Genomic DNA, 25224 nt, shown 5'->3' with positions numbered 1-25224 from the left:
AGTATGTCTGATGTTGCTATAATTGAAAAATTTGTAAAAAAATATGCAGCGCTAAAACAAGAAGTTGCTAAAGTCATCATTGGTCAAGATGAGGTTGTTAGTCAAGTATTAATTTCCATATTTTCTGGTGGTCACTCGCTTTTAGTAGGTGTTCCTGGTTTGGCAAAAACCTTAATGGTTAACACTATTGCACAAGCTTTAGGTTTAGATTTTAAGCGTATTCAGTTTACTCCAGATTTAATGCCTAGTGATATTTTAGGTAGTGAAATTTTGGATGAGAATCGTCAGTTTAAATTTATAAAAGGACCAATATTCTCTAATATTATTTTAGCAGATGAGATTAACAGAACTCCGCCAAAAACGCAAGCAGCCTTATTAGAAGCGATGCAAGAACGATCGGTTACAGTAGCTGGTCATCAATATAAGTTAAGTTTACCATATTTTGTTTTAGCGACACAAAACCCAATTGAGCAAGAAGGAACATATCCTTTACCAGAAGCACAATTAGACCGTTTTATGTTTTCTATTAATTTACAATACCCATCGTTTCAAGAAGAGGTTGATGTGGTTAAAGCAACAACTACAGATATTAAATCTTCGGTAAATGCGTTATATACAGCACAAGAAATTATCGATTTTCAGAATGTAATTCGTCGTATACCTGTTGCAGATAATGTTATTGAATATGCAGTATCTTTAGTGGGGAAAACACGACCAAAAGAAGATACAGCTGCAGATATAGTAAAAGAGTTTGTAGATTGGGGAGCTGGACCAAGGGCTTCTCAGAATTTAATTTTAGCAGCTAAAACTCATGCTGCTACGAAAGGAAAATTCTCACCAGATATTGAAGATGTTCAAGCTGTTGCAACGGGAATTCTAAGACATAGAATTATTAAAAATTACAAAGCAGAAGCTGAAGGCATTACTGACGAGAAGATAATTGAGAGTTTGTTATAAGAATTCTGAATTTATTTTAAATATAAAAAACGACCATCAATTTTGATGGTCGTTTTTTTTGTTTTAAATCGGTTAAGTTGGTTATCAATAACCTTTAACTTAACCGTGTATTGTTTCCTTATTGCCTAAGTTTTTCATAATCTCAGCTTCATAATCGAGTAATGCGTCCCATTTGTCGTCAACTTCTTTTCTGTCTCCATATTTTCTAGCAAAATTTAAAAACATGGTGTAATGACCTGCTTCACTAATCATTAGTTTGCGGTAAAATTTCGCCAATTTTTTGTCTTCTAGCTCTTCAGATAATAACCTAAAGCGTTCGCAACTACGAGCTTCAATTAATGCGGCATATAGAAGTCTATGAACTAGTTGTGTTGTTCTACTTCCTCCTTTAGGAAAGAATTTTATAAGTGCTAGTACATAATCGTCTTTACGGTCTCTACCAAGCGTCCAACCATTTTCTATGATTTTATCGTGTACCATTTTAAAATGGCTCATTTCTTCCTCTACTAAAGCTATCATCTCCTGTACGAGTTCCGTGTATTCTGGAAAACCTACAATTAGCGAAATAGCTGTACTTGCTGCTTTTTGTTCACAATAGGCGTGGTCTGTTAATATATCTTCAATATTCTTTTCAACGATATTAACCCATCTTGGATCGGTTGGTAATTTTAGTCCTAACATAAATTATTTTACTTCAATTTGAACAATATTTGACTTCCCTTTTTCGTCTATAAACAATGTGTGAGAAGCGTATCTATCTGATTCTGGAATAGCATACGTAATATCTATTAACACCATGTTTGTGTATGTAGGATCGTCATTAACATTAATAGATTTTAAAACGGCAAGCGTATCAAAATTATATAATTCTGAACCCGAAACTAAATTAGTACTGTAATTAAAGGCTTTGTTTACTTTTTTCTTATCAAAACGCTCATGATAGATTAGTTTGTTGTCTTTTGAAACACTAATATCAAATTTGAAATTCCTATAATATGTTTGGTAATTAATAGTGTCTTTTATTTTTGAAAAATGTACAGCATTAGACGTGTCTGTATAGGTCTTTATTTTTACATGATAACCATTGCTAAGCAATGTATCTGTTTCTTGTTCTATATAAGTTTTAGGAATGTAAACATTGGTTTCAAAATTGACCGTTTTTTTGAATTTTTCAATACTTTTAGATAAAGCTTGACTTTGTGTTCTTCGGCCTTCGCAGTTCATGAAGGTAATTGAGGCAACGATTATTAAAATTCCTAGTAAATGTTTCATCTTTAGGTGAATTATTTTTTCCTTTCTCTAATTGTTAAAACCATAGATATAATAATTAATACACTAGAAAGTGTTGATAACCAAAAGCCATGATCAAATTTTTCTACGAATATAAAGTGAGCAATGATTAGAATGGCACTCGCAATAATAATGATTAAAGGTAATTTTTTTTTCATTCATTCAATTTTAAAAAAATGACAATTAATTTTAAACATACAACTATTTCAATCATTACTGATGAGATTAATGGAGTTCTGCTAGATATCTAACCCAAAAGTTTGTCGTAAAACTTCAATATTAGGGTTTTTTTCTTTCAATTTCTCGTATTTTTCTAAAGGTGTAAATGCGTATTTTTTTGCTATTTCCTCGTTAACAGTTATGTCTAGCTTAAGATCATAATTAAGCAACCTTTTCTTTAAAAATGCCATTAGCGGAAACTCGGCACGTTGCAATTCAATCTTATTGGTATTATTAGAATAGGTTAAATAAATGGTGGTGCCCTTTAATTTTGGCTGATCCATTTGTAAAATAGAAGCCATAATTTTTTCACCTTTCTTATTCATTTTTTCGGTGTATATTTTCCAAGCTTCGTCTAAGGCTTCTTGTGTAACCGGTTCTTTTGGTAATGCATCTTCATCAATTACGACATCCATTTGACGTAATTGATGTTCTTTCTTTTCTCTTATACTCTTTAAGGATAAACCAGAGGTTGATGATTTTGGTTTGTTAATAGAAATTTTTGGGATCTTAATAACGGGCTCGTTTACAGTTTCCTTAGGTTTTGCTTGTGAGCCTATGGTTGTTTTACGCTCAGGAGTTTTAACTTCTGCTTTAGGTTTTGTAACAGGAATAGGAGTGATGCCTTTGGCTTTAAAATACGAAGGCGGAATTATGAAGTGCCTAAGATTTTTTTTTTCTCCATCAAAAGTGATAGAGGCAAGTTGCATAAGTGTTAACTCAACTAGTAAGCGTTGATTTTTACTGGTTTTGTATTTGAGGTCACAGTCATTAGCTAACCGAATCCCTTCCATAAGAAAACTATGTGATGTTTTCTGTGATTGTTCTTGGTATTTTAGACTAGTGTCTTCACCAACTTCTAATAAAGGAATGGTTGCAGGATTTTTACAAACCATAAGGTCTCTAAAGTGTGAAGCTAAACCAGCAATATAATGGTGCCCGTCAAATCCTTTAGATAGTATGGTATTAAATTGAACTAATAAATCTGGAATCTTATTTTCTAATATTAAATCTGTACTTGTAAAATAGGTTTCGTAATCAAGAACGTTTAAATTCTCAGTAACGGCTTGTCTTGTTAGATTCTTTCCAGAAAAACTAACTACGCGATCAAAAATAGACAGTGCATCACGCATGGCTCCATCTGCTTTTTGAGCAATAATATGAAGTGCGTCATCTTCTGCTGTAATGCCTTGTTCTTTGGCAATATATTTTAAATAGTCTTTAGCATCAGAAACCGTTATACGTTTAAAATCAAAAATCTGACAACGTGATAGTATTGTTGGAATGATTTTATGCTTTTCAGTAGTTGCTAAAATAAAGATACAATGTTTGGGTGGCTCTTCTAATGTTTTTAGAAAGGCATTAAAAGCGGCTTGAGACAACATGTGAACCTCATCAATGATATATACTTTGTATTTACCAACTTGTGGTGGAATACGTACTTGATCTGTAAGTTCTCTTATTTGGTCTACACCGTTATTTGACGCTGCATCTAATTCAAAAATATTGAAAGCAAAGTCTTCGTTTTCACTTGTGTTTTCATCACTATTAATCATTTTAGCCAATATACGAGCGCAAGTTGTTTTACCAACTCCACGAGGACCTGTAAATAATAAGGCTTGAGCTAAATGATTGTTTTCAATAGCATTAAGTAACGTATTTGTAATAGCCTGCTGGCCCACAACATCCTTAAAGGTTTGTGGTCTGTATTTACGCGCTGATACTACAAAGTGTTCCAAGGTTTATACTGAATTTGCTTTTGCTAACTAATTTTAAAAATCTAGAATACAAATTTAAAAAAAGAAGCTCAATTTAGAGTTTAAATTAAGCTTAGTTTATTTGAGTTATTAACAGTGTACTGATAAAAAAATCTTAAGACTTTATATATTTTAAAAATGTTTTAATGTCTTAAAAAAAAGCACTTAATTTTAAGTGGCTTTTTTTTAGAATAAAATCTTAGTTACTAACACTACCAGAACCGGAGATTTTAGTGTCTTTTTTTGTTGGTTGTCCTGAGTATTTTACATCTCCAGAACCTGCTATTTTTACTTTAAGTTCTCCGTTACAAACCACATTTATATCTCCAGAACCAGATATTTTAGCATCTACATTGATGCTTTTTAAATGTTCACCATCAAAGTCTCCTGAACCTGCTACAACAGTGATTAGGTTTTTAGTAGAGCCTTTAAGTTCAATGTCACCAGAGCCAGCAATTCTACTATCTATATGTTGCGCTTCAATATTTAAATCTATATCGCCAGAACCTGCTAAAGCCACATCAAATTCATCTGCTTTTATAGTACCTGAATTTTCAACATCACCAGAACCGGCAAGCGACACAGAATTAATAGATTCATAAGGTATGGTGATAATAATGGTTTGGCTTGGTTTTAGGTTGTATTTTTCTTTAACCTTAACATAGAGTATATTGCTCTTTACTTCGGTTACAATGTAATCCATTAAATTAGAATCTCCTTTAATTGTGATGTTACCTTCTGTACCTTGCACTAATTTAAAATCCATAGATCCTGTAGCTTTTAAGCCGTTATAAGAGTCCGTAGATCTTTTTACGGTTGTAATGTTGCCATCCCCTTTTATTTTTTTCCATTTTTGGGCGTTAGAAGTTGTTACGCATAATACAAATGCGAGTACTGTGATTGATTGTAATAGTTTCATGATTTTTTAGTTTTTGATTTGATGTTTATTTTTTATTCCTACAAGTTTGCAGGGTTTTTTATAGTGATTATTCTAAAAACAAAACTTGGTAACTAGTTTATTTTAAAGGTAACACTTCCGTATTCAGAGTCTATCTTAACATTATTTCCAGAATTTTGAGAGCCATAATAACCGTTGTATTTTTTCTCAGTATGGTCAATTTCTTTATTGGTAAAATTAAAACCATCTGATTCTCGTAAGGATGCGAATTCTAATTCGATATTAAAATCAAAGTTGTAATTGGCATCGTGTCCAATTGTAATACCTGTAAAATCTGCATCAATATCAATATTTTGTGCTTTTGACGCCATTCTGTCAATTTTTATTGAGCCGTAGTTGGCATCAATTTTTACATTTTTAAAGACATTTCCTAAACGTAATGTTAGATAGTCACCTTTGCCACTAAAATTATTGATATTGTCGGCTTTTAATGAGCCATAATCACAATTATATTCTACATTTTCTGCAACTTCTATAATGGATTTTGTGTAATCTGCTTTTACGATTAAGTTGTTAGTTTTTGCAACTGTAAATCCGCTATAATCGGCTGTTATTTTGCCACTTTTTATGTATTCAAAATAGCAGTTACTGCTGTAGTCAAATCTGATATCGTTATTATCTGCCATCAATTCTTTGGTGGTAATTTTCCCGTAATCGCAATTAATAGTTGCAACACCATTAAGTCTATCTAAGTTAATAGAACCGTAATCTTGATCAAGGTTTACATTATTAGAAATAGGAATTTTTATTACATATTTAATTTCTAACTGAATACTTTTATTTTTTCCCCAATTCCACCAACTACTTTTAGTTTTGCTTATTTTAGTGATAGCAGAAACCAAGTCTTTAGTCGCTGAAAAATCAACAGTGATGCCATTTAATCGCTCTTGTACTTTTTCGGTATCATTACCTGTAACTTTAATAAGAATATCAAAGTCTATTCTATTTTCGTTCCAGGTAATAACATCAATACTTCCATAACTATTATCTACTTTTAATGTGGCGTTAGGAGATACATTAAAGGACTTTTTTATGATTTTTTCTTTGCTAGATTTTACAATGTCTTTATTTGTATGTGCTAATACAATACTCGGAAGGAGTAGACATAAAAAGGCTATTTTAAATTGTATGTTTAGGTTCATTTGTATTTGTTTTAAGTTCTTTAATCGTTTCAATTTGTTCTAAAACGGTGTTTAAAATGTCTATTCTATTTTGAAAGTTAGAAATCATCGCATAAATAACACGTTGGTTTTTTCCGCTTTCAGTTAAATCTGTTTTTAAATTTTGATACTCTTTTTCTAAGAGTTGAATTTGCATTAAAGCATCCGAAATAATTTGTTCAGTTAAAGGTGAGCGTGCGTTGTTTAGTTTCTTTAATTCGTTTTCAATAGTAATTGTGAAGAAATCTTGTGTAGCAGACATTTCTGGAGATACACTAGCTAAATCTAAATTTTCTGGCTGATTTTGTAATGTTGCAAATAAACCAAAACAAATAATTATTGATGCTGCAATGGCTAAAAAAGGTTTCCAGTTAAAACGCAATTGTTCTTTAGTTTTGGTTGAAGCCAAATCATTTGCGTTCAATTTATTTAAGAATCTATTTTCATGCCCTTGATTAGGTTCGCTTATATCAAAACGACCCTTTAGGTCATTAAATAAATCATCTATAGTATTCTTTTCCATAGTTTTTTATTAAGCGGTTTGCATTATTTTTTTACGTAAACTTTCTTTCGCTCTCGAAATCATTGTTCTACAATTGGCATAAGAAATATCCATGATGTCACAGATTTCTTCATAATCATACCCTTCAATTAAGTGTAATGATAATCCTAAACTGTAATTGGGCTTTAAGGTTTTCATTGCGCTCATTATTTGTTTAACTTTTTCATTTTTATGATGGTCTTCATCAATACCTTGATGGTCTTCAACTTTATAAAGGACATTTTCTAAAGGCACTTCATTTTGTTTAACCACTTTATTATAATAGCTAATACTGTTGTTTATAACAATACGTTTTAGCCATGCGCCAAACAAGTTGACGTCTTGTAAAGTGTTTAATTTTGTAAAAGCCGTTAAAAAAGACTCTTGCATAATGTCTTCAGCTTTAAAAGAATCTTTTACAATTCTAATTGCTGTGTTATACATAGCTTTGTTGTATCTGTTGTAAACTTCCAACTGTGCACGTTGGTTTCCAGATTGACAAAGTTGTAATAACTGTTCGATATTTTGATTGGTTGATGTCAAAAAACAATTGCTTTTACTTATAGATGGAGTTTTTTTTTTAGTGTTACAGTTTAAAATGAAAAAAGTTTTATGTCGTTATAAAGGTAATGGCATAACAATTGAAAATATAACAGTGTGAATAACTTTGAATATCTTATAACAAATTGATATTCAGTGTAAAGTTAATTATTAATACATTTAAAATAATGTTGTTCTGTTGATGTTAATGACAGAATGGCTAGAAAATATATATGAAAAAATCAAAATTTTTAAATTTAGACAATCTGTCATTTCAGGATTTCGATGAGAATTCAGAATTAATTCCATTGATGACACCAGAAGATGAAGAGTTAATAAATAACGAATCGTTACCAGAGTCGTTACCAATTTTACCATTGCGAAATACGGTTTTATTTCCTGGTGTAGTTATTCCAATTACAGCAGGACGTGATGCTTCAATTAAATTAATTAATGACGCAAACAAAGGAGGTAAAGTCGTTGGTGTAGTCTCTCAAAAGGATGAGGCGGTAGAAAATCCAACAGCTAAAGACATATACAAAACCGGAACGGTTGCACGTATTTTAAAAGTATTAAAAATGCCAGATGGTAATACCACAGTTATTATTCAAGGTAAAAAACGTTTTTCTATTAACAAAGTAATTTCTGAGAAGCCTTATTTAACGGCAACAATTTCTGATATTCCTGAAGCAAAACCAGCAAAAGCGAATGAAGAATTTAGAGCAATTATAGATTCTATTAAGGATTTATCTTTAGACATTATTAAGGAAAGTCCTAATATTCCGTCTGAGGCAAGTTTTGCAATTAAGAATATTGAAAGCGATTCGTTCTTGGTGAATTTTGTGTCGTCTAACATGAATCTTAGAGTAGAGGAAAAGCAAGAATTGTTAAAGATTAACGATTTAAAGGAGCGTGCACTTCAAACCTTGAAATTCATGAATCTTGAATATCAAAAACTAGAACTTAAAAATGATATTCAGTCTAAGGTTCAGAGTGATATGAACCAACAACAACGTGAGTATTTCTTGCACCAACAAATGAAAACCATTCAAGAAGAATTGGGTGGCGGTGTGTCTTCTGGTGAAGAAATTGAAGATATGAAAGCACGTGCTAAGAAAAAGAAATGGGACGATAAGGTAAAAGAGCATTTTGATAAAGAATTAGCAAAAATGCAACGTATGAATCCTCAGGTTGCCGAGTATTCTATTCAACGTAATTACTTAGACCTATTCTTAGATTTACCATGGAATGAGTTTAGCAAGGATAAATTTGATTTAAAACGAGCACAGAAAATTTTAGACCGTGACCATTTTGGATTAGAAGACGTAAAGAAGAGAATCATTGAGTATTTAGCCGTTTTAAAGCTTAGAAATGATATGAAGTCTCCAATATTATGTCTTTATGGACCTCCAGGTGTTGGTAAAACGTCTTTAGGGAAGTCTGTTGCCGAAGCTTTAGGAAGAGAGTATGTGCGTATTTCATTAGGTGGTTTGCGCGATGAAGCAGAAATTAGAGGCCATAGAAAAACGTATATTGGTGCTATGCCAGGACGAATTATTCAGAGTTTAAAGAAAGCTCAAACGTCTAATCCTGTATTTGTATTAGATGAAATAGATAAATTATCTACAGGTCATCAAGGTGACCCATCTTCTGCTATGTTAGAAGTATTAGATCCCGAACAAAACAATGAATTTTACGATAATTTCCTAGAAATGGGGTATGATTTATCTAAAGTAATGTTTATTGCGACGGCTAATAACATGAATACAATCCAGCCAGCATTAAGAGATCGTATGGAGATTATTAATGTAACAGGCTATACTATTGAAGAAAAAGTAGAGATTGCTAAACGTCATTTACTACCAAAGCAATTAAAAGAACATGGTTTAGACGATAAAGCCTTAAAAATAGCAAAGCCACAACTCGAAAAAATAGTTGAAGGTTATACACGTGAATCTGGCGTTAGAGGTTTAGAAAAGCAAATTGCAAAAATGGTGCGTTATGCAGCAAAAAATATTGCAATGGAAGAAACGTATAACGTTAAGGTTACAAATGAAGATGTTATTGAAATTCTAGGAAGTCCAAGAATGGAGCGCGATAAATACGAAAACAATGATGTTGCAGGTGTTGTAACAGGATTGGCGTGGACAAGCGTAGGTGGAGATATTCTCTTTATTGAATCAATTTTATCTAAAGGAAAAGGAGCGCTATCTATTACAGGAAACTTAGGTAAAGTAATGAAGGAGTCTGCTACAATTGCTATGGAATATATTAAGGCAAACGCAGATGAATTTGGTATTAATCCAGAAGTGTTTGAAAAATATAATGTTCACATTCACGTTCCAGAAGGAGCAACTCCTAAAGATGGACCAAGTGCAGGTGTTACTATGTTAACTTCTTTAGTATCTTTGTTTACACAGCGTAAAGTAAAAAAGAGTTTAGCCATGACTGGTGAGATTACATTACGAGGTAAAGTATTACCTGTTGGAGGTATCAAAGAAAAAATATTAGCAGCCAAGCGTGCGCGTATAAAAGAGATTTTACTTTGTGAAGATAATAGAAGAGATATAGAGGAGATTAAGCCAGAATATCTGAAAGGATTAACGTTTCATTACGTTACAGATATGAGCGATGTTTTAAAACTAGCGCTTACAAATCAAAAAGTTAAAAATGCGAAAAAGCTTTAAAGTTATTTTATCAGTTGTATTTATTTTAGCAGTAAATATAAGTCTAATAGCACAATCTAAAGTAGAGTATAAAGATGTGCTATTAGACGGAAAACCTGCAAAATTAAATGTTGCAACTGGTGAAATTACTTTAGTAAAAGCTAAAACTGAAAACAATGTAAAAACACCGCAAACGGATGAAACAAAAAAGCAAGACACTATTGTTAAGGCTGTGGATTCCGATTTTCATATTGTTCAACCTAATGAGACTTTATTAGATGTTTCTAAAACATACAAGATCTCTTTAACCGAACTAAAACGCGCTAATAATTTACAGACAACATTAATAGATAAAGGACAAAGACTTCGTGTAAAAAACTTTGACGCAGTTACAGATCCAACAGTTGAAGTTGAACATAAAACTACTTATGAAAGCAATTCAGAAAGTAACCATTCAAGCATTCATATTGTAGCATTAAATGAAACTTTATACAGTATAGCAAAACGATATAATTTAAAGGTAGAGGATTTAAAAAATCAGAATAACTTACATTCAAATTTAATTAAAGTAGGTCAAAAACTTCGTGTTACTGATTTTAATACATCAAAAGAAGTTAGCGACCTGTCTGTTTGGATTGTGAAAAAAGGAGATAACTTATATCGTATTGCTTTACATAGTGGAACAACTGTAGATGAAATTAAACGTTTAAATGGATTAACAAGCAATACCATTAAAATAGGTCAAAAACTACAGTTAAAATAGAAAACTACAACACTCAAAAAATAAAAAAATCATATCATCGTTTTAAGATAGATTTAGTTATTTTGCAAAATCTATGATTAAGAGGATTACTACCTTATTTTTAATGCTTTCTTCTCTGCCTATGCTCGCGCAATTGGGTGGTGAGGCCACTTATCAATTTTTGAATTTAGTATCCTCACCAAGACAAGCTGCTTTAGGTGGAAAAATCATTACTAACTTTGATCATGATGTTACAGAAGCACTTTACAATCCGGCTTCTATAAATTACCAAATGCACAATCAGTTAGCTGTTAATGTTTCTAGCCATTTAGGAGGAATTACATACGGAACAGCAGCTTATGCTTATACGTGGGACAGACACGTACAAACCTTTCATGCAGGTATTACATATGTTAATTATGGCACTTTTGATGGTTACGATGTTGATGGTAATTCAACAGGGACTTTTAAAGGAAATGAGGCAGCATTATCTGTAGGTTATAATTATAATATTCCGTATACAGATATCTATATTGGAGCTAATGTAAAGCTTATAACCTCTGGATTAGAACAATACAGTTCTATTGGTGGTGCGGTAGATTTAGGAGCTATGTATATTAATGAAAAACTCGATTTTCATGCCGCTTTAACTCTTAGAAATATTGGAACGCAGTTTACAACTTATGCAGGTCAAAACGAACCTTTGCCTTTTGAAATTAATTTTGGGATGTCTCAAACCCTAGAAAACGTGCCTCTACGTTGGCATTTAACACTAGAGAATTTACAAAAATGGCCTATTGGAGTCTCTAATCCTGCACGAGCTACTACCGACTTAGATGGCAATCAAACCCAAGAAAAAGTAGGGTTTTTAAATAAAGGATTAAGACACCTTATATTGGGGGCAGAGTTGTTCCCCGAAGGAGGTTTTAATGTTAGATTAGGTTATAACTTTAGACGAGCAGAAGAATTGCGTATTGTAGATCAAAGAAATTTTTCTGGCCTCTCAGTAGGTATTGGTATTAAATTAAATAATATGCGTTTTAGTTATACGCATGCAAGATATACAAGTGCTTCAAACACTAGTTTTTTTGGACTTCAAATAGATTTAGATGGTCGAAGAAGATAAATTAAATAAATCAACAATGAAAAAGATTGTTATTGCTATAGATGGCTTTTCATCAACAGGAAAAAGTACTGTTGCTAAACAATTAGCAAAAAAACTAAATTATATTTACGTAGATACAGGAGCTATGTATAGAGCTGTAACTTACTTTGCTTTAGAACATGAGTATATCGGAGACGATTTTTTTAAAGAAAAAGAGTTAATAAATAGGCTAGGAGATATTAGTATTACTTTTAAATTTAATAAGGCAGCTGGTTTTGCCGAAGTCTATTTAAATGGTAAAAATATTGAAGCTGATATTAGAACACTTAAAGTTTCTAAATTTGTAAGTCCTGTAGCTACTTTATCTGCTGTACGACGAAAATTGGTAGAACAACAGCAGCTCATGGGAAAAGATAAAGGTATTGTTATGGATGGACGCGATATTGGAACCGTTGTTTTTCCTGATGCCGAATTAAAAATATTTATGACTGCTTCTGCAGAAACTAGAGCCAAACGACGTTATAAAGAATTAACAGATCGTGGCCATGAATTGAGTTATGAAGATGTCTTAGAAAATGTAACCACTAGAGACCATATAGATTCTACACGAGAAGATTCTCCTTTAGTAAAAGCAGAGGATGCCATTGAAATTGATAACTCTGATTTGACCATAGAAGAGCAGTTGGAAACTATTGTGGGTTTGGCAAATGATTTAATACAGTAATAAGAAAAAACTAATCTACCGTTCCTATTATTACCATATTCCTATTGATTGTTGTAGAGTTAATCGTAACCATATCAATAGTATTTGTTTCAAAATTACATTTAAGAATACCATAGTAAATCTCTAAATCGGCAGATGAGAATAGATTAATATATTCGTCATTTTTATAGATTGACGTTCCTGAAGGAGTTGCATATCCAAAAAGATTATTATTTGACTTATCGGTAAAAGTTTGATTTGTTATATCTAACTCTACGGGTTTAAAGTCGTTGGTAATATTATTGTTGTGGTCAAACTGCATTAATGCTATTCTATTGTTATCAATAACAGCTAATTTGCCTCCGTTAATTATAGTGTCGCTGAATTGTAAATTATTAACAAAACTAGTGTTGAGATTTATTTCTAGAAATCCTTCATTTATTGTTGAGATATAAACCTTATCATTTGTATATTCCATAGATGTAATACCATTTTCGTAAAAAGTAATACCAAGGTCTTCTATTTGATAAGTTTCTAAGTCAATTGAAACAATATTTTTAATATTATTATTTAGATATAGATCTTCAGTTAAAATAGCAATTAACTTAGAGCCGTAGGTTGTTAAGCCTGCTATAGCGTTTTCATCACCTATAAGATTTTCAGGTATTTCTAACCGAATTATTTCAGTTGTACCCGTTTGTTTATCAAAAATTAAAAGGTTATTTACAGGTCCTGGATCGTAAAAATATTCAATAGCATAAATTTTATCCTCGGTAGATGTTATTGTTCCTAACCCAAGGAAGGTTCCATCAATTTGTTTGTTAATTGTACCAGTTTGTTCTATGTCACCAGTATTATTACCAATTTCATAAACTTTGCCTAAATCATCAACAACTAACAAGTTATAATCATCAGTTGTGCTATTATTGAGTTCATCACTAGAAGAATCACATGATAGAGCATTTATTAATAAGAATAAAATTAAAAAGGTAGATTTAGCAGAGTTCATTTATTATTTTAATTAAGGAATCTAAGATAACAAAAAAAGCGATAAACATAATGTCTATCGCTTTTTCTATAAATTCTCGTCTTCCTATTATAAATTAGGAATAATTAATTCTTGATCAGGATGAATTACATCTGGATTCTTAAGTAAATCAGAATTAGCAGCAAAGATGTCTTTGTACTTCATAGCATCACCATAATAATGCTTTGCAATTTTCCCTAAAGTTTCACCAGAAGCAACTGTATGTCTTGCATAAACAGATTCATCTGCTACTTTTATGTCGGCCATAATGTCAGAAGGGTCAACACCACCTATTTCTTTAATTTTATCCCAAATTAAGTTTTTTTCGTATTGTGTCGCTGCAGTACCTTTTACTTGTAGTACTCCATCTTTTTCACTAACATCTCCGTTTTGGATGTTTAATTTTTCGCCTAAGTCTAATACACCTTGATATTTTGCTTTAACCATTGTTTTAAGTTTTTAATTGTTAATAGTATTGTAAATATACCAAATTATGTGCCATTTTTTTATGTTTCTAAGCATCATTATGATATACTATTATATAAGACACAAGACTTAAAATAAAGTCACATTATTAGTGTTTGGTTTTCAGAATAATATATAGTACTTTTGCACTCCTTTTTAGCGATGTTAAGAAAAGTAGAAAAGGGATAAGAAAAAATCATAATTAATAACTTCTGTAAATTTTTCGCTAATCTTTCAAAAGATACAGAATACAAATTTTAATTCAGCACATGTCTGAAAAAGAAACAAATCAAGCTGAAGTTGAAGCAACTGAAGCAGTACAAGCTCCAGTAATCTCTGAGGCTCAAGCAAATCCAGAAAAATTCTTAAAAGAGTTCGATTGGCACAATTACGAAGAAGGAATTGAGCAAGTTGCAGACACTAAATTAGAAGAGTTTGAAAAATTAGTATCAGAAAATTTCGTTGACACTTTAGATGACGAAGTAGTAGAAGGTACTGTAATTACAATCACAGATCGTGATGCAATTATTGACATTAACGCAAAGTCTGAAGGTGTAATTTCTCTTAATGAGTTCCGTTACAACCCTAACTTAGCTGTTGGTGACAAAGTTGAAGTATTAATTGATGTGCGTGAAGATGCAACGGGTCAATTAGTATTATCTCACAGAAAAGCGAGAGTAATCAAAGCATGGGATCGTGTAAATAATGCACACGATACTGGCGAAATCGTTAACGGTTTTGTAAAATGTAGAACTAAAGGTGGTATGATTGTAGACGTATTTGGTATAGAAGCTTTCTTACCAGGTTCTCAAATCGATGTGAAGCCTATTAGAGATTACGATCAGTATGTAAATAAAACTATGGAATTTAAAGTTGTGAAAATCAACCACGAATTCAAAAACATAGTAGTTTCTCATAAAGCTTTAATTGAAGCAGATATTGAAGAACAAAAGAAAGAAATCATTGGTCAACTAGAAAAAGGACAAGTATTAGAAGGTATTGTGAAGAACATTACTTCTTATGGTGTGTTTATCGATTTAGGTGGTGTAGATGGTTTAGTTCATATTACAGATTTATCTTGGTCTCGTATCAACCATCCAAATGAGATTGTTGAGTTAGATCAGAAATTAAATGTTGTAATCCTTGATTTTGATGAAAACAAATCAAGAATCCAATTAGGTCTTAAACAATTATCTAAGCATCCTTGGGAAGCTTTAGGTGAAAATGTAAAAGTTGGAGATAAAGTAAAAGGTAAAGTTGTTGTAATCGCTGATTACGGTGCTTTTGTTGAAGTAGAAGAAGGTGTAGAAGGATTAGTTCACGTAAGTGAAATGTCTTGGTCTACGCATTTACGTTCTGCTCAAGATTTCGTATCTGTTGGAGATGAAATCGATGCTGTTATCTTAACTTTAGATAGAGAAGACAGAAAAATGTCTCTTGGTATTAAGCAATTAACACCAGATCCATGGACTGACATCACTACTAAGTATCCTGTAGGTTCTAAGCACACAGGTATTGTACGTAACTTTACAAACTTTGGTGTTTTTGTTGAATTAGAAGAAGGTATCGACGGATTAATTTATATCTCAGATTTATCTTGGACTAAGAAAATTAAGCACCCATCTGAGTTCTGTAACGTAGGTGATACTTTAGACGTGGTTGTATTAGAGTTAGATGTAGACGGACGTAAATTATCTTTAGGTCATAAACAAACTACTGAAAATCCTTGGGACAAGTACGAAACTGAGTTCGCATTAGATACTGTACATAAAGCAGCTATTACAGAGATGGTAGATAAAGGAGCAACAATTGATTTTAACGAAGATATCGTTGCCTTTGTACCAGCACGTCACTTAGAGAAAGAAGATGGTTCTAAACTTGCTAAAGGTGAAGAAGCAGAATTCAAGATCATTGAATTTAATAAAGAATTCAAACGTGTTGTAGCATCTCATACAGCAGTATTTAGAGAAGAAGAAGCTAAAATCGTTAAGCAAGCTGTTAGAAAACAGGAAGCTCAAGCGGCAGAAGCTAAGCCAACTTTAGGTGATGCAAATGATGCTTTACAAGCGCTTAAAGATAAAATGGACGGGAAGAAATAATCCCAATTCCTTTGAAAAAAGGAATCTCATTAATCTATAATTTAAAGCCTCTCGATTTTTTCGAGAGGCTTTTTTTTATACCATAGTTTGCTTGTCTATACAGTACACTGCCTTTGCAAGAAAAAAGTATTGTCAACAAAATAATTTATCCTAACTTTGTAAGCCAACAACGTTTGGAAACGATATGAGTCAGAAAGTACTACTTAACTCTAAAGAAGTCAATATTACCCTTCATAGATTGGCTTGTCAACTCATTGAAAATCATGATGATTTTTCTGAAACTGTATTAATTGGTCTTCAACCACGAGGAAAATTTTTAGCAGATCGTTTAGCACAGCTACTCACTGACGATTATAAGATTAAGAATATTCAATTAGGACATTTAGATATCACGTTTTTTAGAGACGATTTTAGAAGAGGAGATAAACCACTAGAAGCTAATACAACCAAAATAGATTTTATAGTCGAAGATAAAAATGTCGTCTTTATTGATGATGTTTTATATACAGGACGAAGTATCAGGTCGGCATTAACAGCAATTCAATCTTTTGGTAGACCCAAAGATATTGAGTTATTAACCTTAATCGATAGGAGGTTTAGCAGACATTTACCAATTCAACCCAATTACAGAGGACGTCAAGTGGATGCAATCGATAATCAGAAAGTTATAGTGAAATGGGTTGAAAATGAAGGAGAAGATGCTGTTTATTTGGTAGATAAGTAAGAAGATGAACTCGAAATCGAACTTGAACTCGAAATCGAACTTGAACTCGAAATCGAACTTGAACTCGAAATCGAACTTGAACTTGAAATCGAACTTGAACTCGAAATCGAACTTGAACTCGAAATCGAACTTGAACTTGAAATCGAACTTGAATTTGAATTTGAAGTTGAAAAATAAAAATGAAGCGCTAAAGGCCAAAAGCTAATAGCCAAAAGCTAAATAAAGCAAAACAAAATGAGCGAATTAAGTGTCAATCACTTATTAGGAATTAAATATCTTACCAAAGAAGATATAGACCTTATTTTTGAAACTGCAGATCAGTTTAAAGAGGTTATTAATAGACCCATTAAAAAGGTGCCATCACTTAGAGATATTACTATTGCGAATCTGTTTTTTGAAAATTCAACACGAACAAAATTGTCTTTTGAGTTGGCCGAAAAACGATTGTCGGCAGATGTGATTAATTTTTCAGCTTCGCAATCTTCAGTTAAAAAAGGGGAAACACTTATAGATACAGTTAATAATATACTTTCAATGAAAGTAGATATGGTAGTAATGCGTCATCCCAATCCTGGAGCAGGTGTGTTTTTATCTAAACATGTTAACGCTAGTATTATTAATGCAGGAGATGGAGCACATGAGCATCCTACACAAGCCTTATTAGATTCGTATTCAATTAGAGAAAAATTAGGAAGTGTTAAAGGTAAGAATGTGGTTATCGTTGGCGATATTTTACATAGTCGTGTCGCGCTTTCAAACATTTATGCCTTACAATTACAAGGAGCCAATGTTATGGTTTGTGGTCCAAAAACCTTGCTTCCAAAATATATTAAAGATTTAGGTGTTAAAGTAGAAACCAATCTTAAAAAAGCGTTAGAGTGGTGCGATGTTGCTAATATGCTACGTGTACAGAACGAACGTATGGATATTAGTTATTTTCCTTCTACAAGAGAATATACACAACAATTTGGAGTTAATAAAGAACTATTAGACAGCTTAGATAAAGAGATTGTAATTATGCACCCTGGACCAATAAACAGAGGAGTAGAAATTACAAGTGATGTTGCAGATTCTAAACAAGCTATTATTTTAAATCAAGTAGAAAATGGAGTAGCGGTTAGGATGGCAGTGATTTATCTTTTAGCGTCTAAAATAAAACAATAAATTATGATTATAGATAGAGATGGTAGTGTTACCATAATAACACAAGAAAAAGCTTCAACTAAAACTTTGGTTAGTAATATAGAAAAAGCTTATGATAAGTATAAAAACTATCATCTTATAGTTAGATTATCAAGTTTAGACAAGGTATCTTTAGAAGAAATTATAGAATTTTTACGTTTAAGTAATAACCACAGAGCCGATAAAAAGAGTTTTGTAGTAGTTTCTGAAAAAGTAGATTTAGATCAAATGCCAGATGAAATTGTTGTAGTACCAACAATGCAAGAAGCATACGATATTATTGAAATGGAAGATATTGAACGTGATTTAGGAATCTAAAAAACGTACAGTCGTTTAGTTGTTATCGCTTATTTTAATAATTCAACAACTTAACAACAAGCAACTTATTAATTAATGAAATTAACAATCCTAGGCTGTCACAGTGCGACCCCACGAACTAATACCAATCCAACATCTCAGGTTTTAGAAATTAAAAATCATATGTTTTTAATTGATTGTGGAGAAGGTACACAAGTAGAGTTGCGACGAAATAGGGTTAAGTTTTCAAGGATTAAGCATATTTTTATTTCGCATCTTCACGGAGATCATTATTTTGGATTAATTGGATTGGTTAATACCTTTAGTCTTTTAACACGAGAAACAGAACTTCATATTTATGGACCAGAAGGATTAAAGGAAGTCATATTACTTCAAATGAAATTATCTGGAGGTTGGACAAAGTACCCACTTGTCTTTCATGAATTAAGTTCAAAAGTCTCAGAATTAATTTTTGAAGATGATAAAGTAGAAGTTTATACGATTCCTCTAAAACATAGAATTTATACCAATGGATTTCTATTTAAAGAGAAAAAAAATGAACGTAAACTAGATATTAATTTAGTAAACGAAGCTAATATTGATACAGCATATTTTAGAAAATTAAAACAAGGATATGATGTTGTTAATGAAGATGGTGTTTTAATTGCTAACGAAAAAGTAACAAAAGATCCCATTTTAGCTAAAAGCTATGCTTATTGCAGTGATACTGTTTATAATGAAGAGATGATTCCCATAATTAAAGACGCAACAGTTTTATATCACGAATCTACTTTTTTAGACAAAAACGAATCGCTTTGTATACCTACAAAACACAGTACTGCAAAACATGCTGCTACTATTGCTAAAAAAGCAAATGTAGAGACTTTAATACTGGGACATTATTCTACGCGTTACAGTGGTTATAATGAGTTTAAAGCCGAAGCAAAAACTATTTTTGATAATGTGTTACTAGCTAAAGATGGTAAAACATTTAATTTTGATTAACACGAGTCTTAAATTCCTCTAAATTCATAATCCACTCTATAGCTTCATCTATATTTTTACAGCGTTTTAAACTTTTATTAAAAAATTTCTTTTCTAAAGACGCATTAAGGTAGCTAAAGTTGGAGTAAGTGACAATAGCAGATGCAATAAAGGCATCATAGTCCTTATTAAAATCTACCCAAAGTTGTGGGTCAAAAGAATACGAGTTGTAACGGTTAGCAATATAGCCTATTTTAACACCTTTAGATATAAAGTTACTAAATCTAGAAATTAACTCACTAGCGATATTGTAATCAACATGTATACCTTCGTTAAATTCAGATAATAAAAAATGTTCTGTTATGTATATTGTGCCAAAAGAAAATTCTTCTTTTCTATACTCTATTTGCGTAGAATATTTACTGTCTTCAAACTTCATTTTTGTAATTTAATCCTTAAATTTATAGGGAAAATTGCGATGTAAAAAATAATAGAAGAAGAAAAATTAAAATAAAAACGTAATGAATGCAGACTTAGGCAATTATAGAAAATCTTACGAAAAAGGAGAATTGTTGTTAGATAACGTTCCAGAAAATCCAATTGAATTGTTTAGAGATTGGTTTGTAGAAGTTGATACACATTTTGATATTGAAGAAGCTAATGCTATGACAATTTCTACACTAGGTTTAGATGGTTATCCAAAAAGTAGAGTAGTGCTACTTAAAAAATATACGCACGAAGGTTTTATATTCTATACCAATTACAATAGTGAAAAAGGAAAAGCCATTATAGAAAACCCTAATGTTTGTTTATCCTTCTTTTGGCATTCTGCAGAACGACAAATTATTATAAAAGGTAAAGCCGAAAAAATCTCAGAAAATCTAAGTGATGGTTATTTTGAATCACGACCAAGAGGAAGTCAATTAGGAGCTATAGTTTCTAATCAAAGTGAAGTTGTTAAAGATAGAGCCGAACTTGAAAATAAGCTAAAAGCATTAGAGTCTAAGTTTGAAGGTAAAGAAATTGAGCGCCCTAAAAATTGGGGAGGCTTTATAATTAAACCCGTAGAACTAGAGTTTTGGCAAGGCAGACCTAACCGATTGCACGATAGAATTCGTTACCAACTTCAAAATGATTTTAATTGGAAAAAGGAACGTTTAGCTCCTTAGTTCAGTGTTTTAAATAATCGACTAACGGTAGCTTCTTGACGGTCAAATGCGTGATTTTTGATTTTTAAAGTGCATTTCGTCGATGTTTTACAATAAAAACCGACAAACGACACGCTGTTTGTCGATTTTAACATTTCATTAACAGTTTGACTCAGCTGTGTGGTTAATTTAGTAATCCCAAACCTAAATAACCTACATTATGAAAGCTTTTAAACTCCTGCCTTTATTGGCTATAATTGCAATTTTTAGCTTTACTTCTTGTTCTACAGATACAATGGAGGATAATGCTGTTAATACGATTGAAGTTCCTGTTGCTCCGCAAGCCAAATTAATAGAAATAGAAATTATGGAGCTTATTAATGCTTATAGAATTAATGAAGGATTAAACTCTTTGCAAAATCATGATACTGTAAAAGCGGTAGCTTCTACGCATACAGAATACATGATAGAAGTAGATCATGTATCTCATGATAATTTCTTTTTAAGACAACAGAGCTTACAAGCTTATGCAAGTGCTAATTTGGTTTCAGAAAATGTTGCTTATGGTTTTAATTCTGCAGAGTCTGTAGTAAATGCTTGGTTAAATAGTCCTGGACACAGAGATAATATTAAAGGTGATTATACTGATTTTGATGTTTCTGCTGAACAAGACGAAAATGGAAAATGGTATTTTACTAATATGTTTATCAAGCGATAGATTGTATTAAACTCACGTTGCTATTTACAATACTTATGTTTTTTCATAAACGACTGTAGCTTTAATAAAAGGCACAGCATATAACTTTTTTTTAAACACCGACTTTCTAGAATTTTTTGACCAATCATTAGATCTAAAACGTGTATATTTTTGTATGTTTTTTGTATGCGTATGTAAGAGACTAGGTGTTGTTAAATACATTGCGTTTTTTATTTCAATATAACCAGGTTGAACAGTTGCTATACCTACAAAAATTCCTTTTTCAGTAAAAGGAATGCTTTTGTCTTCAAAAGATAGTTTATAATTCTTCGAATCTTTCTTTGGCTTTATAATTATATTTTCAAAATGTAAAAGCTCACCGGGAAACCCTAAATCATCTATGTTATAAAATGCTAATCTGTAGTAGGTTTGATATGTTTCATAATTATCGTTATTAGAATCTTTATATTTTAAATGCAATTCTACTAGCTTTCCTTTTTTATGTTTTGGGTTGTCTATTAAAATAGCTGTTTCATAACCAAAAGGAACAGAAACCGGAAAAACTTGTTTCCTATTTCCAGACGAAAATTGAGTTTTGTTGTTGCTATATGTTTTTATCTTACTAACTATTAATATTTCATCTAAAGACTCCACCTTTGGAACCAATTGAAAATTTAAGGTATATTCATTTGGTTTAATAAAACGCGAAAGGCTAATCTTTTTACTTTCATAACCAATTAAAGAAACGACTAAAGTATCTTTAGTAGTTGTTTTAGTTAAATCTAAATTGTAATCACCATTTTCATTACTGTAAACACCAATTTTTTTGTCTTTAATAACAAGGTTTACATATGCTAATTTTTCATCAGTAATGCTATCTAAAACACGCCCTTTTAGTGTTTGAGAATGTATAGAAAGCTGTAATAAAAGCAGTATTGATAGCAAAGGATATTTCATATGGTAATATGTCAACGTTTAGTATAACGAAGTTAGCATCTTTAATTTTTTTAGCTTAAAAGATAAATAATAAAAAAGCAAGCTCATTACAAGCTTGCTCTTCATCTTAGTTTACATTTAGTTTGGGAATGTAATATTATTTTTTCTCAGAATCTATAATATAGAAATAAGAACGTCTGTTAACTTGGTGTTCTTCCTCAGAGCATTTCACTCCGTTGGCACATTTATTTAAAAGACGGGTCTCACCATAACCTCTAGCGCTTTCTATTCTATTAGCATCAATACCTCTAGATATAATATATTTTGCAGTAGATTTTGCACGTCTGTCTGATAATTTTAAATTGTATTTATCACGACCTCTACTATCTGTGTGAGATTCAATTTTAATAATCATTTCTGGATGCTTACGTAGCACATCTACAATATTTTCCAATTCGTATTGTGCATCTGTTCTAATATCAGATTTATCGTAATCAAAGAATATTGGGTTTATAATAATCTGGCTGTCTAAAATTAAAGGTTGTAATACTAAATCTACGGTATTAACTTTTTTGTCTTCATTAGCTGTAGTAATGGTTTTTTTGTCTTCTTTATAATCTGGTTTAGTACCAAGAATAGTATATGTTTTACTACATTTTACGTCAAAAGTATAGGCTCCATCTTCTGCTGTAAGGACTTCTTCAATTATTTTACCAGTTTCGTCAATAAGTTGTACAGTTACATCTGCTAAAATAATTTCAGTTCTGTGTTCTTTTGCAATACCTGTAATTTGTTGGTTACATTCTTCAATATTAAAGCTATATATATCGTCACCTCCTTTTCCTTCAGGTCTATTAGAAGAAATGTATCCTTTTTGGGTTTCGCTATTAATAAAATAAGCAAAATCGTCATAACCACTATTAAAAGGTGCACCTAAGTTTTCTGGAGTTGTAGGCTCTTCTTTTAAGATGTTTGATTTAAAAATATCTAGTAATCCTAAGTTAAGGTGACCATCTGAAGAAAAATAAAACGTACTGTCTTTGGCAACAAAAGGAAACATTTCTCGGCCCTCAGTATTTATTTTGTCTCCTAAATTTTTTGGTTCTCCATATGAACCATCATCATTAATTTTTACAGAATAAATATCAGTTTGTCCAATACCTCCATCGCGATCAGAAACAAAGAAAAGTGTTTTGTTATCTGGGCTTAATGTAGGATGGCCTGTTGAAAAAACATCATCATTAAATGGTAATTCAGTTACATTGGTCCATTCTTTACCTTTTAATGTAGCGGTATATATTTTGAGATGCGTTGTGCCTTCTTTATCGTATTTTAATCTGTTTCGGTCATTAACGTTGTCTCTTGTAAAATACATCGTTTTTCCATCGTTTGTAATTGCAACTGAAGCTTCATGATAAATTGAATTGACATCTTCGCCTGCCAGTTTTATTGGTGAGCTATAAGATTCCATTCCATTTTCTTCTTGTTTTACTTCCAATTGAAATATATCTAGGAAAGGTTCTTTATTCCAATTGTATACTTTTTTTTCATCGCCACGAGCAGAGGCGAAGTAAAGGGTATTATCATGCAAGAATGATCCAAAATCTGACTTTTCAGAATTGAATGATAAGTTTTCGAGTGTCACAACACGATCTTCATTTTTTGAAGTTAATTTATCAAAAATACTAACATCATCAGGATTATAACCTTTTAATCTACTATCTCCTTGTTGAGCTTCACTTAGTTTTTTAAACCAGATATCTGCTTTTTTATAGTCTCCAATACTTCTAAGCGATTGTATGTATTTATAAATGTATTCAGCTTCAACATCTTTGTTTTCGCTTAATGCTTTTTCATACCAATAAGCCGCTTTTTCAGAATTAGAATTATTGTAATAGGCATCACCAAGTCGTGTTAATACATGAGTATCTGCTTTGCCTTTTTCAACTACTTTTTCATATAACTCTATGGCTTTTAGATAGCCATAATTATCAAAAAACTTATCGGCTAATTTCGTTTGAGTAAAAGACAACGAAGAGCTTAAAATTAAAACAAGCGTTAATATTTTGATTTTCATAATACGTTCTTTTTAGAAATATCTTGGAGATTTAACACGTTTACTTTTAAAGACTTCAAACATTAATAATACTTCGTGTGTACCACTAGTATAAGGTGCTATATCAGAGATAGGATATTCATAAGCATAACCAATTCTCATTTGTTTAGAAATTTGAAAATCTGCTATACCGCCAATTGCAGCGGCATGCTCATTGGCTCTATAAGCTGCTCCAGCCCAAAATTTCTCATAAAATAAAAAGTTTGCAGAAATATCGAAAGATAAGGGTGCGCCATTTGTGGCTTTTAATAATGCGGAAGGTTTTAACTTTGTATTTTCGCTAAGGTTAAAAACATAACCACCAGTAAAATAGTAACTAACACGTTCTAGTGCCACATAGTCTAATGTACCATTTTTACCTTTGTTGTAATCTGTATTTAGTATTCTTGGAGTAGATAATCCAAGATACCATTTTTGCGAATGTAAATATAAACCAGCACCAACATTTGGGCTCCAACGGTTAGATACATCATTAAAAAATGGATCGTTTACGACAGAAGGATCGTTTAATAAGGTTTCATCTAAAGTGTAATGTGTCATACCCGCTTTTAATCCAAAAGCAAGCTTTGTATTTTCACTTGTTTTAATGGTATAAGAGTAATCTGCATACAGGTATGAGAAGTTTTCATAGCCTAGTTTATCATTGATAAAGGAAATACCCAAACCCATATTTTCGTTTCTTAAGGGAGTATGTACCGATAAAGTTTGTGTTTCTGGTCCGCCTTCTAAGCCAACCCACTGACTTCTATGTAAACCTACAATACTTAATGTTTCTCTACTTCCAGCATAAGCAGGGTTTATAGATATGGTGTTAAACATATATTGCGTAAACTGAGGTAACTGTTGCGCAAAGGCAGTAGAAACACTCAATAAAAGTATGGCAATACTTAGATATTTTGATAACTTCATAG

26 protein-coding genes are annotated in these 25224 nt (G+C 31.7%); 12 read left to right on the top strand and 14 right to left on the bottom strand.

Annotation, left to right across the window (positions count from 1 at the left end):
* The first annotated feature begins 3 nt into the window (after positions 1-3).
* Positions 4-957, top strand: coding sequence for an AAA family ATPase (locus ABD730_RS13300; protein WP_344715323.1), 954 nt, complete (start codon positions 4-6; stop codon positions 955-957).
* A 99-nt stretch (positions 958-1056) separates the two neighbouring features.
* Here ABD730_RS13300 and ABD730_RS13295 read toward each other — a convergent pair whose 3' ends face one another.
* The 8 genes from ABD730_RS13295 to ABD730_RS13260 form a co-directional block, all read right to left on the bottom strand.
* The gene (locus ABD730_RS13295; protein WP_334471074.1) at positions 1057-1638 is read right to left on the bottom strand and encodes a MiaE family protein; all 582 of its coding nucleotides are present in this window, start codon (positions 1636-1638) and stop codon (positions 1057-1059) included.
* Between the two features lie 3 nt (positions 1639-1641).
* Positions 1642-2229, bottom strand: coding sequence for a hypothetical protein (locus ABD730_RS13290; protein ID WP_334471072.1), 588 nt, complete (start codon positions 2227-2229; stop codon positions 1642-1644).
* 11 nt (positions 2230-2240) lie between these two features.
* Positions 2241-2405, bottom strand: coding sequence for a hypothetical protein (locus ABD730_RS13285; RefSeq protein WP_334471071.1), 165 nt, complete (start codon positions 2403-2405; stop codon positions 2241-2243).
* Positions 2406-2486: 81 nt separating this feature from the next.
* Positions 2487-4205, bottom strand: coding sequence for a DNA polymerase III subunit gamma/tau (gene dnaX, locus ABD730_RS13280; RefSeq protein WP_334471070.1), 1719 nt, complete (start codon positions 4203-4205; stop codon positions 2487-2489).
* Between the two features lie 217 nt (positions 4206-4422).
* Entirely contained in the window at positions 4423-5142 is a 720-nt protein-coding gene (locus tag ABD730_RS13275; protein ID WP_344715319.1) for a head GIN domain-containing protein, read from the bottom strand.
* A 92-nt stretch (positions 5143-5234) separates the two neighbouring features.
* A complete protein-coding gene (locus tag ABD730_RS13270) occupies positions 5235-6323 on the bottom strand; it encodes a hypothetical protein (protein WP_344715317.1) in 1089 nt (362 codons plus the stop codon).
* Positions 6301-6864 carry a hypothetical protein gene (locus ABD730_RS13265; RefSeq protein WP_344715315.1) on the bottom strand — a complete coding sequence of 188 codons (564 nt, stop codon included), beginning with the start codon at positions 6862-6864 and terminating at the stop codon, positions 6301-6303. The genes ABD730_RS13270 and ABD730_RS13265 overlap by 23 nt, the downstream gene beginning before the upstream one ends.
* A gap of 9 nt (positions 6865-6873) precedes the next feature.
* Positions 6874-7425, bottom strand: a complete 552-nt coding sequence (locus tag ABD730_RS13260; RefSeq protein WP_334471062.1) for an RNA polymerase sigma factor — start codon at positions 7423-7425, stop codon at positions 6874-6876.
* A gap of 230 nt (positions 7426-7655) precedes the next feature.
* On the opposite strand from ABD730_RS13260, the gene lon reads away from it, so the two are divergent.
* From lon to cmk, 4 genes are all read left to right on the top strand, one after another.
* Complete coding sequence (lon, locus tag ABD730_RS13255; RefSeq protein ID WP_344715313.1) at positions 7656-10109, top strand: endopeptidase La; 2454 nt, start codon at positions 7656-7658, stop codon at positions 10107-10109.
* A complete protein-coding gene (locus tag ABD730_RS13250; RefSeq protein ID WP_344715311.1) occupies positions 10093-10851 on the top strand; it encodes a LysM peptidoglycan-binding domain-containing protein in 759 nt (252 codons plus the stop codon). The genes lon and ABD730_RS13250 overlap by 17 nt, the downstream gene beginning before the upstream one ends.
* Positions 10852-10924: 73 nt before the next feature.
* Positions 10925-11956, top strand: a complete 1032-nt coding sequence (porQ, locus tag ABD730_RS13245; protein ID WP_334471056.1) for a type IX secretion system protein PorQ — start codon at positions 10925-10927, stop codon at positions 11954-11956.
* Between the two features lie 16 nt (positions 11957-11972).
* The gene (cmk, locus tag ABD730_RS13240; RefSeq protein WP_215924996.1) at positions 11973-12659 is read left to right on the top strand and encodes a (d)CMP kinase; all 687 of its coding nucleotides are present in this window, start codon (positions 11973-11975) and stop codon (positions 12657-12659) included.
* Between the two features lie 10 nt (positions 12660-12669).
* Here the strand turns inward: cmk and ABD730_RS13235 are convergent, their stop codons facing one another.
* Both ABD730_RS13235 and ABD730_RS13230 read right to left on the bottom strand, forming a co-directional pair.
* Positions 12670-13647: a hypothetical protein gene (locus ABD730_RS13235; RefSeq protein WP_344715307.1), complete on the bottom strand. Its 978-nt coding sequence runs from the start codon at positions 13645-13647 to the stop codon at positions 12670-12672.
* An 87-nt stretch (positions 13648-13734) separates the two neighbouring features.
* Entirely contained in the window at positions 13735-14112 is a 378-nt protein-coding gene (locus ABD730_RS13230) for a LysM peptidoglycan-binding domain-containing protein (protein ID WP_334471050.1), read from the bottom strand.
* 287 nt (positions 14113-14399) lie between these two features.
* On the opposite strand from ABD730_RS13230, the gene rpsA reads away from it, so the two are divergent.
* The 5 genes from rpsA (at position 14400) to ABD730_RS13205 (ending at position 19437) form a co-directional block, all read left to right on the top strand.
* Complete coding sequence (rpsA, locus tag ABD730_RS13225; RefSeq protein ID WP_215924993.1) at positions 14400-16229, top strand: 30S ribosomal protein S1; 1830 nt, start codon at positions 14400-14402, stop codon at positions 16227-16229.
* Between the two features lie 184 nt (positions 16230-16413).
* Positions 16414-16953 (top strand): bifunctional pyr operon transcriptional regulator/uracil phosphoribosyltransferase PyrR, encoded by a 540-nt coding sequence (gene pyrR / locus ABD730_RS13220; protein WP_334471047.1) that lies wholly within the window; start codon positions 16414-16416, stop codon positions 16951-16953.
* 234 nt (positions 16954-17187) lie between these two features.
* Positions 17188-18117: an aspartate carbamoyltransferase catalytic subunit gene (locus ABD730_RS13215; RefSeq protein WP_020897911.1), complete on the top strand. Its 930-nt coding sequence runs from the start codon at positions 17188-17190 to the stop codon at positions 18115-18117.
* Positions 18118-18120: 3 nt separating this feature from the next.
* Positions 18121-18453, top strand: coding sequence for a ribonuclease Z (locus ABD730_RS13210; protein WP_215924991.1), 333 nt, complete (start codon positions 18121-18123; stop codon positions 18451-18453).
* Between the two features lie 75 nt (positions 18454-18528).
* A complete protein-coding gene (locus tag ABD730_RS13205; RefSeq protein WP_334471043.1) occupies positions 18529-19437 on the top strand; it encodes a ribonuclease Z in 909 nt (302 codons plus the stop codon).
* On the opposite strand, the gene ABD730_RS13200 is transcribed toward ABD730_RS13205, so the two are convergent.
* Positions 19424-19855, bottom strand: a complete 432-nt coding sequence (locus ABD730_RS13200) for a hypothetical protein (RefSeq protein WP_334471041.1) — start codon at positions 19853-19855, stop codon at positions 19424-19426. The genes ABD730_RS13205 and ABD730_RS13200 overlap by 14 nt on opposite strands.
* Positions 19856-19937: 82 nt before the next feature.
* On the opposite strand from ABD730_RS13200, the gene pdxH reads away from it, so the two are divergent.
* Both pdxH and ABD730_RS13190 read left to right on the top strand, forming a co-directional pair.
* Positions 19938-20585 carry a pyridoxamine 5'-phosphate oxidase gene (pdxH, locus tag ABD730_RS13195; protein WP_215924988.1) on the top strand — a complete coding sequence of 216 codons (648 nt, stop codon included), beginning with the start codon at positions 19938-19940 and terminating at the stop codon, positions 20583-20585.
* Between the two features lie 199 nt (positions 20586-20784).
* Positions 20785-21282 (top strand): CAP domain-containing protein, encoded by a 498-nt coding sequence (locus ABD730_RS13190; RefSeq protein ID WP_334471038.1) that lies wholly within the window; start codon positions 20785-20787, stop codon positions 21280-21282.
* A 33-nt stretch (positions 21283-21315) separates the two neighbouring features.
* Here the strand turns inward: ABD730_RS13190 and ABD730_RS13185 are convergent, their stop codons facing one another.
* The 3 genes from ABD730_RS13185 to ABD730_RS13175 form a co-directional block, all read right to left on the bottom strand.
* The gene (locus ABD730_RS13185; RefSeq protein WP_344715299.1) at positions 21316-22218 is read right to left on the bottom strand and encodes a carboxypeptidase-like regulatory domain-containing protein; all 903 of its coding nucleotides are present in this window, start codon (positions 22216-22218) and stop codon (positions 21316-21318) included.
* A gap of 136 nt (positions 22219-22354) precedes the next feature.
* On the bottom strand, positions 22355-24274 hold the full coding sequence (locus tag ABD730_RS13180) for an OmpA family protein (RefSeq protein ID WP_344715297.1): 1920 nt from the start codon (positions 24272-24274) through the stop codon (positions 22355-22357).
* A gap of 12 nt (positions 24275-24286) precedes the next feature.
* Positions 24287-25222, bottom strand: coding sequence for a PorP/SprF family type IX secretion system membrane protein (locus ABD730_RS13175; protein ID WP_215924984.1), 936 nt, complete (start codon positions 25220-25222; stop codon positions 24287-24289).
* Between the last annotated feature and the right edge of the window lie 2 nt (positions 25223-25224).

This window comes from Winogradskyella damuponensis (assembly GCF_039538385.1).
Taxonomy (GTDB): domain Bacteria; phylum Bacteroidota; class Bacteroidia; order Flavobacteriales; family Flavobacteriaceae; genus Winogradskyella; species Winogradskyella damuponensis.
Note: the sequence above shows the minus strand (reverse complement) of the source record. Positions and strands in the feature narration are given on the sequence as shown.